The sequence below is a fragment of the Streptomyces sp. 8K308 genome, assembly GCF_004348315.1.
GTDB lineage: Bacteria > Actinomycetota > Actinomycetes > Streptomycetales > Streptomycetaceae > Streptomyces.
This window is the reverse complement of record NZ_SMKC01000209.1, coordinates 1-12,289: the sequence shown is the minus strand read 5'-3', so window position 1 is coordinate 12,289 and position 12,289 is coordinate 1. Positions and strand designations below refer to the sequence as shown.

Below are 12,289 nucleotides of genomic sequence, written 5' to 3'. Positions count from 1 at the left end.
GGGCCGCACCGGGTGGGGCCGGCCCGCTTTTCAGATTCGCCTTCCGCGCGCGGTATCGGGGCCTGAGAGATTCAAGGGAGGACTTGCTCCTTCGGCGCCCCGGCACGCCGGGGACTCTCCCGCGCGCGGTCGAACGGCCAGTATGCGGTTGTCGTGGTGCGGACATCATCGCACGAACCGCCGTCGGCGGCCCGGTCGCGGCGGCGCTCGGCCCAACGGGCCCGCCCGGTAGCCGTTATGGTGCCTCTCGGCGCTCGTGAGCGGATGGTGATCTGAGCGTATTCCGAGCAGATGGTGGGCTGAATCGATGAACATGGCAAGGCAGGGTCCCGGCTATGGCGGCGGCTGGCCGAGCAACGAGCTCGAGGAGACGCTGGCGGCGGCCCTGGGCGTGGCCGACGCCGGCCCCCGGCTGCTGAAGGTGCTGGCCCGCAGCGCCCTGTGGGTGCCGCTGCCCGAGGGCGGCGACCGGGAGAGCCGCAGCCTCGACCTGCCGACCATCGAGCTCAACGGCGGCGTGTTCGTGCCCGTCTTCAGCTCGGCCGAGCAGCTGCACCTGGGGGGCGCCTCGCACCTGCCGTTCGCCGTCGCGCCGGCGTGGGAGTTCGCGCGCGGGCTGCCGCCGCAGGTCGGCATAGCCGTGAACCCGGGCGGCACGGTCGGCGTGCCGGTGCCGCCGGGCGTGGTCGCCGAGCTGTGCCGGGTGAGCCCGGGCGAGCGTGCGCCAGGCGTGCCGTCCGGGGCCCGGATGCGCCTGTTCCAGCCGGACTGGCAGGACGACCCGATCGACTTCCTGGCCGCCGTCTCCGGCGAGCTGACCGGCCTCGGCTTCGTGCGGACCGCGCGGCGCGGCCTGGCCAGCGCCGAGGGCGGCTCGCCCTCGCTGTTCGTCGGGGTGGAGCTCGAGCACCTCGACGACGCCAGCCGGCTCGCCGTCCACGACGCGCTCGGCCGCGCGCTGGCCAGCCGGCCGGTGGTCTGGCCGGTGCAACTGGTGCTTCTTGATGCCGCCGAGGATCCCGTGGTGGACTGGCTCAGGGAGTGCGTGCAGCCGTTCTACAGGCGGGACGCCTGACGCGCGCGCCCCGGCCGGTGCGGACGGGGCGGACGACGACGGCGTGAGCGGCACGGGGAGGGGTGGGTTCGGTGACCGGTGGCGAGGGCGACGGAGCGGGCGTCGAGGAGCTGCTGCCCAGGATCGCCCCCGACCGCCTCGACGAGTACGAACGGCTGCTCGGGGCGCTGGCCGCCGGCGAGGTCTGGATGCTGCTGTGGCACGGCCGGCCGGGGGACCCCGAGGCCCAGTACGGCAGCGTGGAGGTGGCCGGTCACGGCTACGCGCCCTGCGTCACCTCCCGGCGTGAGCTGCTGGCCAGCGGCTGGACCAGGGAGCACGAGGTGGTCAGCGGCCGGGACATCGCCGCCGCGCTCTACCCCGACCACTGGGGCCTGTGGCTCAACCCGCACGCGGTGGGCGGCGGCCTCGGCATCCCCTGGCTCGACCTGCGCCGGATCGCCGGCGGCCTCGACCGGCTCCCCGCGGGTCCGCTGCGGATCACCGAGCCCAGCGTCCGGGCCGACGGCTTCTACACCGAGCTCGTCGCGCTCGCCGAACGCACCCGGGCGCTCCGCAGCCTGCGCCGCGCCTGGGTCCAGCCCGCGGTCGGCCCGGCCTACCTGGTGATCGGCCTGGATGTGGCGGAGCCGGACGAGCGCTCCGCGGAGGCCGTGCGGGGGATGATGCGGCAGGCCATCGCCGCCGTCCCCGAAGGCCTGCCGGTGGGCACGGTCGCCATGGCGGACGGCTACGACCCGGTCGCCATGTGGTTACGCGCCAACGCCCGCCCTTTCTACGACCGCGACGCCCCCGCGGCACACGATCCGGGCTCACTGCGCCAGCACGGTTACGGGTACCCCCGTCCCCGCTGACCCGGCTGACCGGGCGGAGGCACCGGTCCCGGGGTTACGGTGGAGGCAGACGTCACATATCAGACACTCGTGCTCTGAAAGGGGACGCTGCATGTACACGGTGAAGAGCTCGCTGCCCGACACGGCGACCAAGATCGTCGGTGAGACGTTGCAAGGGGCCCTGGTCGACCTGATCGACCTCGCGCTGGTCGCCAAGCAGACCCACTGGAACATCATCGGCCCCCGGTTCAGGTCGATCCACTTCCAGCTCGACGACGTGGTGTCGACGGCGCGCTCCCACTCCGACACCGTCGCCGAGCGCTCCGCGACCCTCGGCGTCTCCCCGGACGGCCGCGCCGCCACCGTCGCCGCCGGCACCGGCATCGCCAAGGTCGCCGACGGCTGGCAGCAGGACACCCAGGCCGTTCGCACCATGGTCGACGCGCTCAACGCGGTGATCATCCGCATGCGGGAGCGCATGGACGAGGTCGGCCCGGTCGACCGGGTCACCGAGGACATCCTGATCCAGGTCACCAAGGACCTGGAGAAGCACGCCTGGATGTTCCAGGCCGAGAACGGCAGCTGAGGCGGAAGGGAACCGGAGCCGGAGAGCGCGAGGCCCCCGAGCCTCCCCGGAAGGGCGGCCGGGGGTCGCTCCATGAACCGGACGCGGGGCGTCGGCGGCTCCGCGGCTGAACGCCCGCGGGCCGTCGCCCGGCCGAGCTGAGCGCCGTGGGCGCTCAGCTGGCGGCCGCCTTGCCCGCGTGCCAGGGGCAGTTGGCGGCGTGGTCGTCGTGCACCACGATGCCGTTGCCGCAGTAGGAGCACGTGACGGGCGCGGCGGGTTCCACGGGCCCCTCGAGGCCGGTGACGACCGTGACCTCGGCCCCGGTCTCGATTCCGGCGTCGGCGTCGGCCGCGGTCTCGGGGGCCGGCAGGTCAGGCACGGCGGGCCCTCGCGCGCGCCCGCCGTCGGGATATGGACGGAGCGCCGTGACGGACGGCGGCGGTTTCGATGTGCACCAGGTCCCCCAAGGCGTCGTCGGTGAACGGTTTCCTCCACCCTGACGCCCCGTCGGGACGCCAAGTGTCACTCCTGGGTGACACGCGTAGCGTGGGTGCGTCAGACCCCCACCCACGCCGCCAGGCGCGACAGCGCGTACGGGGAGCGACGCCGGATGTGCAGCAGGCCCTGCACCGTCTCGCGGACCCGCGGGTGGAAGCGGGTCTGCTGGGGCGCGAGCCGCCGGGCCAGCGACAGCGAGGTGAGCGCCGCGTCCGTCCGGCCGGTCTCCAACTCGGCCCGCGCCTGGTCGACCAGGTGCGCGGCACGGCGCGAGGTGGCCCAGCCGCGCGGTGGCCGCACGGCGCGCGCCGCCGCGTAGGCGGCGTCGAACTGCCGCAGCTCGAGGCGGGCGAACGTCTCGTGCGCGCTTACGTTGGCCGGCCCGAACGACAGCCAGTGCACGTGCCCGATCTCGCCGGTGCGCTCGGCCAGTTCGCCGGCCTGCGCCAGGTGGGCCTCCATCAGCGAGACGTCGGTGGTACGGGCCGCGAGCACGGCGGCCCCGAGGTGCAGCTGGCCGGCCGCCGCACGGGCCGCGAGGCCGTCCCCCGCACCCTCGCCCAGCAGCCGGTGCCCCTCGGCGACCATGCGAAGACCGATGTGGTGCTGCGCCGACCGCGACCGATAGGACAGCGCCCGCTTGTACTGTCGGATCGCCGCGAGCACCGGGTCCGACGCCCGCTCGGCCGCCCACCCCATGCGGTCGAGCGCCAGCGCCGCGAGGTCCTGGTAGCCGAGCTTGGTGGCCACGTCGTGAGCGCTGCGGCAGGTCGACGCAAGCGACCGCCACAGCTCGGTCGTCGGCCGCTCCCGGCACGCCACGAACAGGTCGAGCAGCAGGCTCGGCAGCGACGCGGCCGCCAGGTGCAGGCGGGCCGCCCGCACGTCCCGGCAGAGCCCGTCGGCGGCGGTCGCGAGCTCCACCGCCGGCGCCTGCGGCAGGTACGCGTCCACCGGCAGGTCGTAGACGTCGAGGGACTCGCGGATCGGCCGGACCAGGGCGGCCACCCGGTCGGGGCGCAGCGTGTGCACCGAGGAGCCGGTGAGCGCGGTGACGGGGACGCCGAGCGCGCGCGCCACGGCGGCGGTCAGCTGCGGCGACGCCTTCTTGTGGCCGGCCTCGACGTGTCTCAGCAGGCTGTATGAGTAGGGGATGCGCTGGGCGAGACCGCGTTGCGTGAGGCCGGCGCGCTTGCGGTGCGCGGCGATCCTGGCGCCGGTGCGGTCGTGGTCGTCGGGACAGGGGTCTGGCATGCGGACTCCGTTCCTTTCCGTTCCTCGCTCGGGCACTGGAACGGCTCTACCCCTGACCGACCACCGGCCACTCCGGGGGGCGCGGTCGGTCGTGTGTGCTGAACTGCTCTCATGAGCAACCGCGTTCTCCACCTGCTGGCCTGTGCCGCGCCGCCGGTGCGGTACGTCGACCGGGCGATACGCGCGGCGCAGGGCACGGGGTGGGAGGTGTGTCTCGGGATGACGCCGACCGCGGCCGACTGGCTCGCCGACCGCCTCCCCGAACTGGCCACGCTGACCGGCCACCCGGTGCGCGTCGAGCACCGCGTGCCGGGCGCGCGCGACGGCTGGCCCCCGGCGGACGTGACCGCCGTCGCCCCCGCGACGCTCAACACGGTGAACGCCGTCGCGCTCGGCCTGACCCCGACCTGGGTCGCCGCACACGCGTGCGAGGCGCTGGGCAAGCGGCGGCCGCTGATCGTCATGCCGTGTGTGAACAGCGCCTACGCCTCGCACCCCCAGTTCGACCGCTCGGTCGCGACTCTGCGCGCCACCGGCACCCGCGTCCTCCTCGGCGCCCCCGACGGCTTCGTCCCCAACCCCCCGGGCCAGGGCCACCCCGAGACCTACCCCTGGCACCTGGCCCTCTCCGCCGCGGACACCATGTCGTGAGCGCCGCGGTCGGCAACGTTCGGCCGAGCCACGCCCGCGTGCGGGTGAATGCCCGGCGTGGCGGCGTGGTGGCGGGTGTGATCGGGGACGACGTTCTGTCGAATCCCGATCAGGAAAGCAGGAGTACAGACATGCGCATGCGTAGCGCCTTCGCCGCCACCGCGCTGGCGGCCGTCAGTGTCGTGGGAGCGGCCGGTGTCGCCAACGCGGACGCCAACGCCTCAGGGCTCGCGGCCGGCTCCCCGGGCGTGCTGTCCGGCAACAACGTCCAGGTCCCCATCAACCTGCAACTTCAGGTCTGTGGGAACACCGTCAAACTGGTCGGGCTGCTGAACCCCGCGTTCGGCAACGTCTGCATCCAGAAGTGAACCGCGCGAAGCCCCCCGCCCGGCCGGCCGGCCAGGCGGGGGGCTTCGCGCGGTTCACAGTCGGACCAGCGCCTGCACCGGGGCGTGGTCGGAGGGGTAGCGGCCTTCGTGGCGGTAGGTGTTGATCGCCGCGCGCAGCACGGTGACACCCTCGCCGGCCAGTACCCAGTCGATGCGGTTGCCGCCCTCCACCGGGTCGCGGTAGTTGGGGAAGGTGCCCCACGCCGGGGTCAGCTGGCGCTCGGCGGTCAGCCAGGTGTCGGACAGGCCGGCCTCCGCGGTGAGGATCCGGTAGGACTCGGAGGTGCCGGCGGGGGTGTTGAAGTCGCCGGTGAGCAGGACCGGGAGCGCCGGGTCGAAGCCGCCGATCCGGTCGCGCACCAGCGCGGCGCTCCGCTGGCGCGAGTTCTCCGACTGGTGGTCGAAGTGGGTGTTCACGTGCACGAACTCGCGCCCGGTGCGCGCGTCGCGGAACCGCACCCAGGTGACCATCCGCACCACCGTGTTGCCCCAGCTGGTCGAGCCGATCACCGAGGGCGTGTCGGACAGCCAGAAGTGGTCGTAGTCGAGCGGCTCGACGCGGCGGGCGTCGAAGTAGATCGCCATGTACTCGCCGCGGCCGCCGCCCTCCCGGCCGAGGCCGATCCAGTCGTAGTGCCCGGGCAGGTCGTCCCGCACCTGCTTGACCTGGTGGTACAGGGCCTCCTGCACGCCGAGCAGGGTCGGCCGCTCCAGTTCGAGGAAGCGGGCGAGCACCGGACGGCGGTCGGTCCAGGAGTCGGGCGTCCCGGGTGCGGCGTTCGCGTCCATGCGGATGTTGAACGTCATCACGTGCAGTCGGTCGCCGGTGGCCTCGCCGATCAGCGCGCCGCGTGACCCCCGCTCCTGGGGCGTGGCGGCCGTGGCCTGCGTCGCCCCGAGGCCGACCAGGCCGGCGGCGCCCGCGGCGCCGGCCGCGCCGAGCACCCCTCGCCGGGAAATCCTCATGACAGTCCTCCTTGAACTGGGAAGTCAGCGTCCGACGAGGAACTGTTGCCGCCGCACGCGTCCACGCGCCGAACGCCAGTCGAACGTTGGGAGGTGCGCCGGTTCCCGTTGAATTCTGTCGAGGCGGTACAAGTTTTCCCACCTTCCGGCAGAGGGCATCAACCAGGCGTAGATTCATGGCAGTTGCAGGAAGAGGTCCGGGCCTCGCGGCATGCGCCGTCTTGCGGCGGGCCTGACCCGGACGTAGATGTCATAGGAGTACGCGAGCCCACCAGCCGGGGTTCGCAACCGCTTATCCGATCGGGGGGTTGACCATGGCCACTCCGCTGTCCGCCGACAAGCTGCTCAAGGCTCTGAAGGACGAGGGCGTCAAGGTCGTCGAGTACAGGTCATGGCGGACGCACAACCGCAACGGCGCCGGCGCCTGGGGTCCGGTGCACGGCGTGATGATCCATCACACGGTCACCTCGGGCACCGACTCCTCGGTGGCCCTGTGCTACAACGGCCGCTCCGACCTGCCGGGCCCGCTGTGCCACGGCGTGATCGCCAAGGACGGCACGGTGTATCTCGTCGGCCACGGCCGCGCCAACCACGCGGGCAGGGGCGACGGCGACGTGCTGGCCGCCGTCATCGCCGAGCGCGACCTGCCAGCCGACAACGAGACCGACACCGACGGCAACACGCACTTCTACGGCTTCGAGTGCGTCAACCTCGGCGACAACAAGGACCCCTGGCCCGCCGCCCAGGTCGAGGCCATCGTGCGCGCCTCCGCGGCCCTCTGCCGCGCGCACGGCTGGGGCAAGGACGGCGACACGAGCGTGATCGGCCACCTGGAGTGGCAGCCGGGGAAGGTCGACCCGCGCGGCCCCGGCATCAGCATGGGCGACGTCCGGCGGCGCGTCGCCGAACGACTGCGGCACGACCCGGAATGGAGCCCCGACACCGGCGGCCAGGAAGACGAGGAGGGGGACACAGTGCCCAAGCGCTCCCTGTACGGCACGCACGAGTACACCAGGACCATCCAGCCCGACACCTGGACCACGCTCCACTTCAACCGCCAGCACGACGGCAGGAAATGGGTGGACAGGGAGCCGCAGGTCAGCATCCTGTTCGGGCCGGTCTACTTCACGGCCTCGATCGGGGTACGGGTCAAGGGCCTGCAGCGCGGCGCCGAGTTCCAGATCCGGCTCGCCAGGTACCAGGAGGACGACGACGGCACGTTCGAGCGCACCAGCACCCTGCCCATCAACTCGCCCGCGCACGCCGGTGGTGACGGTCACTTCACCTACACCTGGACCGGTCAGCTCACCGGAAGCCGCAAGGGTCGCCTGCGTGTCGAGGTCATCCACTTCGGCGAAGAACCGGTCACCGTCGACTGGGCCGGCGCCGAGGCCCTCTACTGGCCGGCCTGATCGCCCGGCCGGACCCCGCGGGTAACGCTCTCCCGTCCTCGCGCCAAGCGGAGATGTAGGAAGGACGAGGACGGGAGACCTCACATGAACATAACGAGAAGCCGCGGCGGGCCGGCGGCGGCCGCCCGGGACCCGGAACTCTTCGAGGAGTTCTACCGGGAGCACGTCGACGCGGTGACCCGCTTCCTGGCCCGCCGGGTGGACGATCCGCACACGGTCGCCGACCTCACCGCCGAGGTCTTCCTAGCCGTGATCGACTCCGGGCACACCTACCGGCCGGCCCTCGGCACCGAGCGCGGCTGGCTCTACGGCGTCGCCCGCAACGTCGTCTCCGCCGAGCGCCGCCGCACCGCACGCCAGCACGTGCTCAACGGCCGCGTCGCCGGCCGCCGGCTGCTGGCCCCCGACGACATCGCGCGACTCGAGGAGAAGCTCGTCGCCGAGAACGAGGGCCGCCGCCTCGTCGCGGCACTCGCCGAGCTGCCGGAGGGTGAGCGGGCGCTGCTCGAACTCATCACCGCCGACGAGCTCTCTGTCTCCGAGGCCGCCAGGGCCCTGGGCATCCGCCCCACCGCCGCCCGCGTCCGCCTCCACCGCGCCCGCGGCCGGCTGCGCGCGGCGCTCGCCGGGAACCGGGGCACCGCCTCCGCCGAGACCACCTCCGCCGAGACCACCACCACCGCCACCGACGGCGCCGTCGCGATCACCGGGAGCAGCGCATGAACACCACCTTCGAGGACCGCCTGCTCGACGAGCTCAAGCACGAGGTCCGCCGGGCCGCCACCACCGAGGCGCCGGCCGCGCCACGCCGCCGAGCCATCACCCCGGCCCGCGCCGGCCTCGGCCTGGCCACGGCGGCCGCCGCGGCCGCCGCGTTCCTGCTCCTGCCGGGCGGCGGCGCCTCGCCCGCCTACGCGGTGGAGCGCAACGAGGACGGCACGGTGGCGTTCACCTACTCCGAGTTCCGCGAGTACGACTCGGAGGACATCAGGAACATGGTGGCCGACCTGCGGGCCGCCGGCATGACGATCGTCGAGGAGCCGGAGGACGTGCTGGTCTGCGGTGACGGCGACCGCTACCACCCCCTGGGGCCGATGGACCTGGCGCGGGTGGATGCCGACGGCGACATGGGCCCGGTCGACGAGCGCGTGTCCTTCCGGATCATCCAGGCGAGCAGCGGCCTCGAACAGCTGCCGGGCACCGGCCAGGAGACCGGCTTCCTGCTCGAACCGGGCGACACGGTCGTCCACGACACGAACGGCGACGACGACGCCCTCGCCTTCTTCCACGGCTCCTGCGCATAGCCCCCCGCTCGGCCGACCGGAGCCGGTACCGTGGCGCGCATGCGCTACGAGGCACGGCACAGTGCGACCCGCGGCTGGTACGTCGTCTCGGACGAGGGCCATCTCGCCCACGTCCCCGACCCCGACACCTACCACCTGCGGGCCGCGCTCTTCGAGCGGCGGGAGGACGCGGAGCGCTGCGCCGCCGAGCTCAGCCGCCTCGGCCAGCTCAGCTAGCGGCCGGCTCGGCCGTCGGCGGCGCGGCGTTCCGCACCAGCTCGATGTAGCGGTCCCAGTCCCAGTGCGGGCCCGGGCATATCCGAACCACGTCCGGCACCTCGTTGTGGCCCACGATGTGCTCCCGGTCCACCGGTATCCCGTACCGCTGGCAGATGCCGGCCACCAGCCGCGCCGACGACTCGTACATCGCGTCCGTCAGATAGGACGGCTCGTCCGCCCAGCCCTCGTGCTCGATGCCGATGCTGCGCTCGTTGAAGCTCCGGTTCCCGGCCTGGTAGGCGACGTCCAGCTCCCGGACCATCTGGGCCACATGACCGTCCTCCGAGCGCACCACGTAGTGCGCGGCGGCCTGGTGGCCCGGGTCCTGGAACACGCGCAGCGTGATGTCGTAGGTGGCCTCCGGCATGTGGATCACCACCCGGTCGATGTCGTAGCCGCGGGGCCGGCTGGCCCGCCGATAGTTCGCACCCGACGCCGGCACCCACTCCGCGCCGGGGTGATCCACCTCACCCTCGACCCGGGGCGTCTCGGCCCCCGAGTATCGCCACCACCAGTCGTTCAACGTGTCCCGCGCGACGAACCCACCGAGGCCCACGGCCCCCGCCGCGCCGCCGAGCAGCACCGCGCGCCGGCCGAGGCCACGGCGCGTGGCGTTCCCATGTTCACCCATCGAGCACTCTCCAGCCCCCTCCACGCTCTACGCAGCCGAGAACGCCCGTGGCCCGCGGCCGGTTCCACCCCGGCTCGTAGAATCGACTCCACCATGCCCTACTTCGACCACGCTGCCACCACTCCCATGCTGCCCGAGGCGATCGCGGCGATGACCGCCCAGCTCGGCCACACCGGCAACGCCTCGGCGTTGCACGGCTCGGGGCGACTGGCCCGGCGCACGGTCGAGGAGGGGCGCGAGGCGCTGGCCGCCGCGCTCGGCGCCCGGCCGAGCGAGGTGGTCTTCACGGCCGGCGGCACCGAGGCCGACAACCTCGCCGTCAAGGGCCTCTACTGGGCCCGCAGGGCCGCCGACCCGCGCCGCACCCGCGTCCTGGCCAGCCGCGTCGAGCACCACGCCGTCCTCGACGTCGTCGAGTGGCTGGCCGACCACGAGGGAGCCGACGTCGACTGGCTGCCGGTGGACGCCCACGGCCGGGTGCACCCCGAGGCGCTGAGGGCCGCCGTCGAGCGCGACCCGAACGATGTGGCGCTGATCACCGTGATGTGGGCCAACAACGAGATCGGCACCATCCAGCCGATCCACGAACTGGCCGCCATCGCAGGCGAGTTCGGCATCCCCATGCACGCGGACGCGGTGCAGGCGGTCGGCCAGCTGCCGGTGGACTTCGAGGCCTCGGGACTCGCCGCGCTCACCGTCTCGGGACACAAGATCGGCGGCCCCTACGGGATCGGCGCCCTGCTACTCGGCCGCGCCTGGACCCCGACGCCGGTGCTGCACGGGGGCGGCCAGGAGCGGGAGATCCGCTCCGGCACCCTCGACGTGCCGGCCATCGCCGCCTTCGCGGTGGCCGCCGAGCTGGCCGCGGCCCGCCGCGAGACGTTCGCCCACGAGGTCGGCGCGTTGCGGGACGAGCTGATCGCCGCCGTCCGCACCGCCGTCCCCGACGCCGTCCTCGGCGGCGACCCCGACCCGGCGGGCCGGTTGCCAGGCAACGCGCACTTCGCCTTCCCCGGCTGCGAGGGCGACTCGCTGCTGCTCCTGCTCGACGCCCAGGGCATCGAGTGCTCCACCGGATCCGCCTGCACGGCCGGCGTGGCGCAGCCGAGCCACGTGCTGCTCGCCACCGGCGCCGACCCCGAACTCGCCCGCGGCACCCTGCGGTTCAGCCTCGGCCACACCACGACCCGGGACGACGTGGCCGCGGTCGCCGAGGCCATCGGCCCAGCCGTCGCCCGGGCCAGAACCGCCGGGCTCAGCTGAGCCGCGCGCCGTACCCTGGATGACGTTATGACTGACACACCTGCCACGCGGCTGAAGGTGCTGGCCGCCATGTCCGGCGGCGTCGACTCGGCCGTCGCCGCCGCGCGCGCCGCCGAGGCCGGGCACGACGTGACCGGCGTCCACCTCGCGCTCTCCGCGAACCCGCAGTCCTTCAGGACCGGGGCGCGCGGCTGCTGCACCATCGAGGACTCCAGGGACGCCCGCCGCGCCGCCGACGTCATCGGCATCCCGTTCTACGTCTGGGACCTGGCCGAGCGGTTCAGGGAGGACGTGGTCGAGGACTTCATCGCCGAGTACCGGGCCGGCCGCACGCCCAATCCGTGCCTGCGGTGCAACGAGAAGATCAAGTTCGCGGCGCTGCTCGACAAGGCGCTGGCACTCGGCTTCGACGCCGTCTGCACCGGCCACTACGCCAGCGTGGTGCGCACCCCCGACGGCGGCCGCGAACTGCACCGCTCGGCCGACCTGTCCAAGGACCAGAGCTACGTCCTCGGCGTCCTCGACGAGCGGCAGCTGGCGCACGCGATGTTCCCGCTCGGCGACACCCGCGCCACCAAGGCCGAGATCCGCGCCGAGGCGGAGCGCCGTGGTCTCGCGGTGGCCCGCAAGCCCGACAGCCACGACATCTGCTTCATCGCGGACGGCGACACGCAGGGCTTTCTCGCGCGCCACCTCGGCTCGGCCGAGGGCGACATCGTCGACGAGACCGGCCACAAGGTCGGCACCCACCAGGGCGCGCACGGCTTCACGGTCGGCCAGCGGCGCGGACTGCGGATCGGGCACCCGGCGCCGGACGGCAAGCCGCGCTACGTGCTGGACATCTCGCCGGTCGACAACCGGGTCACGGTCGGGCCCGTCGAGGCGCTCGACGTGACCGAACTCACCGCCATCCGCCCCCGCTGGTGCGGCGCCCCGCCGACCGGCCCGGGCGACTACACCGCCCAACTGCGCGCCCACGGCGGCGAGACGCCGGTCACGGCGGAGCTGGTCGACGGCGCGCTGCGGGTCCGCTTCGCGGAGCCGGTACGGGGGGTGGCGCCCGGCCAGGCGGTCGTCCTCTACGACGGCCCCCGCGTCGTCGGCTCCGCAACGATCGCGACCACGACCCGCGGTCTCGCTACGCGCTCGGCGTAGGCGGCTCCGCGCGCTGGCCCTTGCGGCCGTGC

14 protein-coding genes, 1 pseudogene and 1 riboswitch are annotated in these 12,289 nt (G+C 73.5%); of the genes and pseudogenes, 11 read left to right on the top strand and 4 right to left on the bottom strand.

Annotated features, from left to right (window positions below; translation table 11 throughout):
* Nucleotides 1–40: 40 nt before the first annotated feature.
* A riboswitch (glycine riboswitch) is annotated at nucleotides 41–132 on the bottom strand.
* A gap of 175 nt (nucleotides 133–307) precedes the next feature.
* The 3 genes from E1265_RS24370 (at nucleotide 308) to E1265_RS24360 (ending at nucleotide 2,494) form a co-directional block, all read left to right on the top strand.
* On the top strand, nucleotides 308–1,075 hold the full coding sequence (locus E1265_RS24370) for an enhanced serine sensitivity protein SseB (protein ID WP_132933145.1): 768 nt from the start codon (nucleotides 308–310) through the stop codon (nucleotides 1,073–1,075).
* Nucleotides 1,076–1,146: 71 nt separating this feature from the next.
* Nucleotides 1,147–1,929, top strand: a complete 783-nt coding sequence (locus E1265_RS24365; protein ID WP_243741078.1) for an enhanced serine sensitivity protein SseB C-terminal domain-containing protein — start codon at nucleotides 1,147–1,149, stop codon at nucleotides 1,927–1,929.
* A 91-nt stretch (nucleotides 1,930–2,020) separates the two neighbouring features.
* Complete coding sequence (locus tag E1265_RS24360; protein ID WP_132933144.1) at nucleotides 2,021–2,494, top strand: DNA starvation/stationary phase protection protein; 474 nt, start codon at nucleotides 2,021–2,023, stop codon at nucleotides 2,492–2,494.
* A gap of 154 nt (nucleotides 2,495–2,648) precedes the next feature.
* Here the strand turns inward: E1265_RS24360 and E1265_RS24355 are convergent, their stop codons facing one another.
* The gene (locus E1265_RS24355) at nucleotides 2,649–2,855 is read right to left on the bottom strand and encodes a hypothetical protein (protein WP_132933143.1); all 207 of its coding nucleotides are present in this window, start codon (nucleotides 2,853–2,855) and stop codon (nucleotides 2,649–2,651) included.
* Nucleotides 2,856–3,031: 176 nt separating this feature from the next.
* Complete coding sequence (locus tag E1265_RS24350) at nucleotides 3,032–4,228, bottom strand: helix-turn-helix transcriptional regulator (RefSeq protein WP_132933142.1); 1,197 nt, start codon at nucleotides 4,226–4,228, stop codon at nucleotides 3,032–3,034.
* Nucleotides 4,229–4,339: 111 nt separating this feature from the next.
* On the opposite strand from E1265_RS24350, the gene E1265_RS24345 reads away from it, so the two are divergent.
* Together E1265_RS24345 and E1265_RS24340 are read left to right on the top strand one after the other, a co-directional pair.
* The gene (locus E1265_RS24345; RefSeq protein ID WP_132933141.1) at nucleotides 4,340–4,879 is read left to right on the top strand and encodes a flavoprotein; all 540 of its coding nucleotides are present in this window, start codon (nucleotides 4,340–4,342) and stop codon (nucleotides 4,877–4,879) included.
* A 131-nt stretch (nucleotides 4,880–5,010) separates the two neighbouring features.
* The gene (locus tag E1265_RS24340) at nucleotides 5,011–5,247 is read left to right on the top strand and encodes a chaplin (RefSeq protein ID WP_132933140.1); all 237 of its coding nucleotides are present in this window, start codon (nucleotides 5,011–5,013) and stop codon (nucleotides 5,245–5,247) included.
* 54 nt (nucleotides 5,248–5,301) lie between these two features.
* Here E1265_RS24340 and E1265_RS24335 read toward each other — a convergent pair whose 3' ends face one another.
* Nucleotides 5,302–6,234, bottom strand: coding sequence for an endonuclease/exonuclease/phosphatase family protein (locus tag E1265_RS24335; RefSeq protein WP_132933139.1), 933 nt, complete (start codon nucleotides 6,232–6,234; stop codon nucleotides 5,302–5,304).
* 314 nt (nucleotides 6,235–6,548) lie between these two features.
* On the opposite strand from E1265_RS24335, the pseudogene E1265_RS40795 reads away from it, so the two are divergent.
* From E1265_RS40795 to E1265_RS24315, 4 genes and pseudogenes are all read left to right on the top strand, one after another.
* Nucleotides 6,549–7,148 (top strand): annotated as a pseudogene (locus E1265_RS40795) (peptidoglycan recognition family protein); the annotation flags it as partial.
* Between the two features lie 582 nt (nucleotides 7,149–7,730).
* Nucleotides 7,731–8,369 (top strand): RNA polymerase sigma factor, encoded by a 639-nt coding sequence (locus E1265_RS24325; protein ID WP_132933137.1) that lies wholly within the window; start codon nucleotides 7,731–7,733, stop codon nucleotides 8,367–8,369.
* The gene (locus tag E1265_RS24320; RefSeq protein WP_132933136.1) at nucleotides 8,366–8,950 is read left to right on the top strand and encodes a hypothetical protein; all 585 of its coding nucleotides are present in this window, start codon (nucleotides 8,366–8,368) and stop codon (nucleotides 8,948–8,950) included. The genes E1265_RS24325 and E1265_RS24320 overlap by 4 nt, the downstream gene beginning before the upstream one ends.
* A 39-nt stretch (nucleotides 8,951–8,989) precedes the next feature.
* A complete protein-coding gene (locus E1265_RS24315; RefSeq protein ID WP_243741077.1) occupies nucleotides 8,990–9,166 on the top strand; it encodes a hypothetical protein in 177 nt (58 codons plus the stop codon).
* Here the strand turns inward: E1265_RS24315 and E1265_RS24310 are convergent.
* On the bottom strand, nucleotides 9,159–9,839 hold the full coding sequence (locus E1265_RS24310; RefSeq protein ID WP_132933134.1) for an N-acetylmuramoyl-L-alanine amidase: 681 nt from the start codon (nucleotides 9,837–9,839) through the stop codon (nucleotides 9,159–9,161). The two genes, E1265_RS24315 and E1265_RS24310, sit on opposite strands and share 8 nt — an antisense overlap.
* 93 nt (nucleotides 9,840–9,932) lie before the next feature.
* On the opposite strand from E1265_RS24310, the gene E1265_RS24305 reads away from it, so the two are divergent.
* Complete coding sequence (locus E1265_RS24305) at nucleotides 9,933–11,102, top strand: cysteine desulfurase family protein (protein ID WP_132933133.1); 1,170 nt, start codon at nucleotides 9,933–9,935, stop codon at nucleotides 11,100–11,102.
* Between the two features lie 27 nt (nucleotides 11,103–11,129).
* Nucleotides 11,130–12,257, top strand: a complete 1,128-nt coding sequence (gene mnmA / locus E1265_RS24300; protein WP_132933132.1) for a tRNA 2-thiouridine(34) synthase MnmA — start codon at nucleotides 11,130–11,132, stop codon at nucleotides 12,255–12,257.
* The last annotated feature ends 32 nt before the right edge of the window (nucleotides 12,258–12,289 follow it).

What these genes read in the sequence shown, in the direction of transcription:
- E1265_RS24370 (WP_132933145.1), top strand. Translation starts at nt 308, where the DNA reads ATGAACATGGCAAGGCAGGGTCCCGGCTATGGCGGCGGCTGGCCGAGC.
- E1265_RS24360 (WP_132933144.1), top strand. Translation starts at nt 2,021, where the DNA reads ATGTACACGGTGAAGAGCTCGCTGCCCGACACGGCGACCAAGATCGTC.
- E1265_RS24350 (WP_132933142.1), bottom strand. Translation starts at nt 4,228, where the DNA reads ATGCCAGACCCCTGTCCCGACGACCACGACCGCACCGGCGCCAGGATC.
- E1265_RS24345 (WP_132933141.1), top strand. Translation starts at nt 4,340, where the DNA reads ATGAGCAACCGCGTTCTCCACCTGCTGGCCTGTGCCGCGCCGCCGGTG.
- E1265_RS24340 (WP_132933140.1), top strand. Translation starts at nt 5,011, where the DNA reads ATGCGCATGCGTAGCGCCTTCGCCGCCACCGCGCTGGCGGCCGTCAGT.
- E1265_RS24335 (WP_132933139.1), bottom strand. Translation starts at nt 6,234, where the DNA reads ATGAGGATTTCCCGGCGAGGGGTGCTCGGCGCGGCCGGCGCCGCGGGC.
- E1265_RS24325 (WP_132933137.1), top strand. Translation starts at nt 7,731, where the DNA reads ATGAACATAACGAGAAGCCGCGGCGGGCCGGCGGCGGCCGCCCGGGAC.
- E1265_RS24320 (WP_132933136.1), top strand. Translation starts at nt 8,366, where the DNA reads ATGAACACCACCTTCGAGGACCGCCTGCTCGACGAGCTCAAGCACGAG.
- E1265_RS24315 (WP_243741077.1), top strand. Translation starts at nt 8,990, where the DNA reads ATGCGCTACGAGGCACGGCACAGTGCGACCCGCGGCTGGTACGTCGTC.
- E1265_RS24310 (WP_132933134.1), bottom strand. Translation starts at nt 9,839, where the DNA reads ATGGGTGAACATGGGAACGCCACGCGCCGTGGCCTCGGCCGGCGCGCG.
- E1265_RS24305 (WP_132933133.1), top strand. Translation starts at nt 9,933, where the DNA reads ATGCCCTACTTCGACCACGCTGCCACCACTCCCATGCTGCCCGAGGCG.
- mnmA (WP_132933132.1), top strand. Translation starts at nt 11,130, where the DNA reads ATGACTGACACACCTGCCACGCGGCTGAAGGTGCTGGCCGCCATGTCC.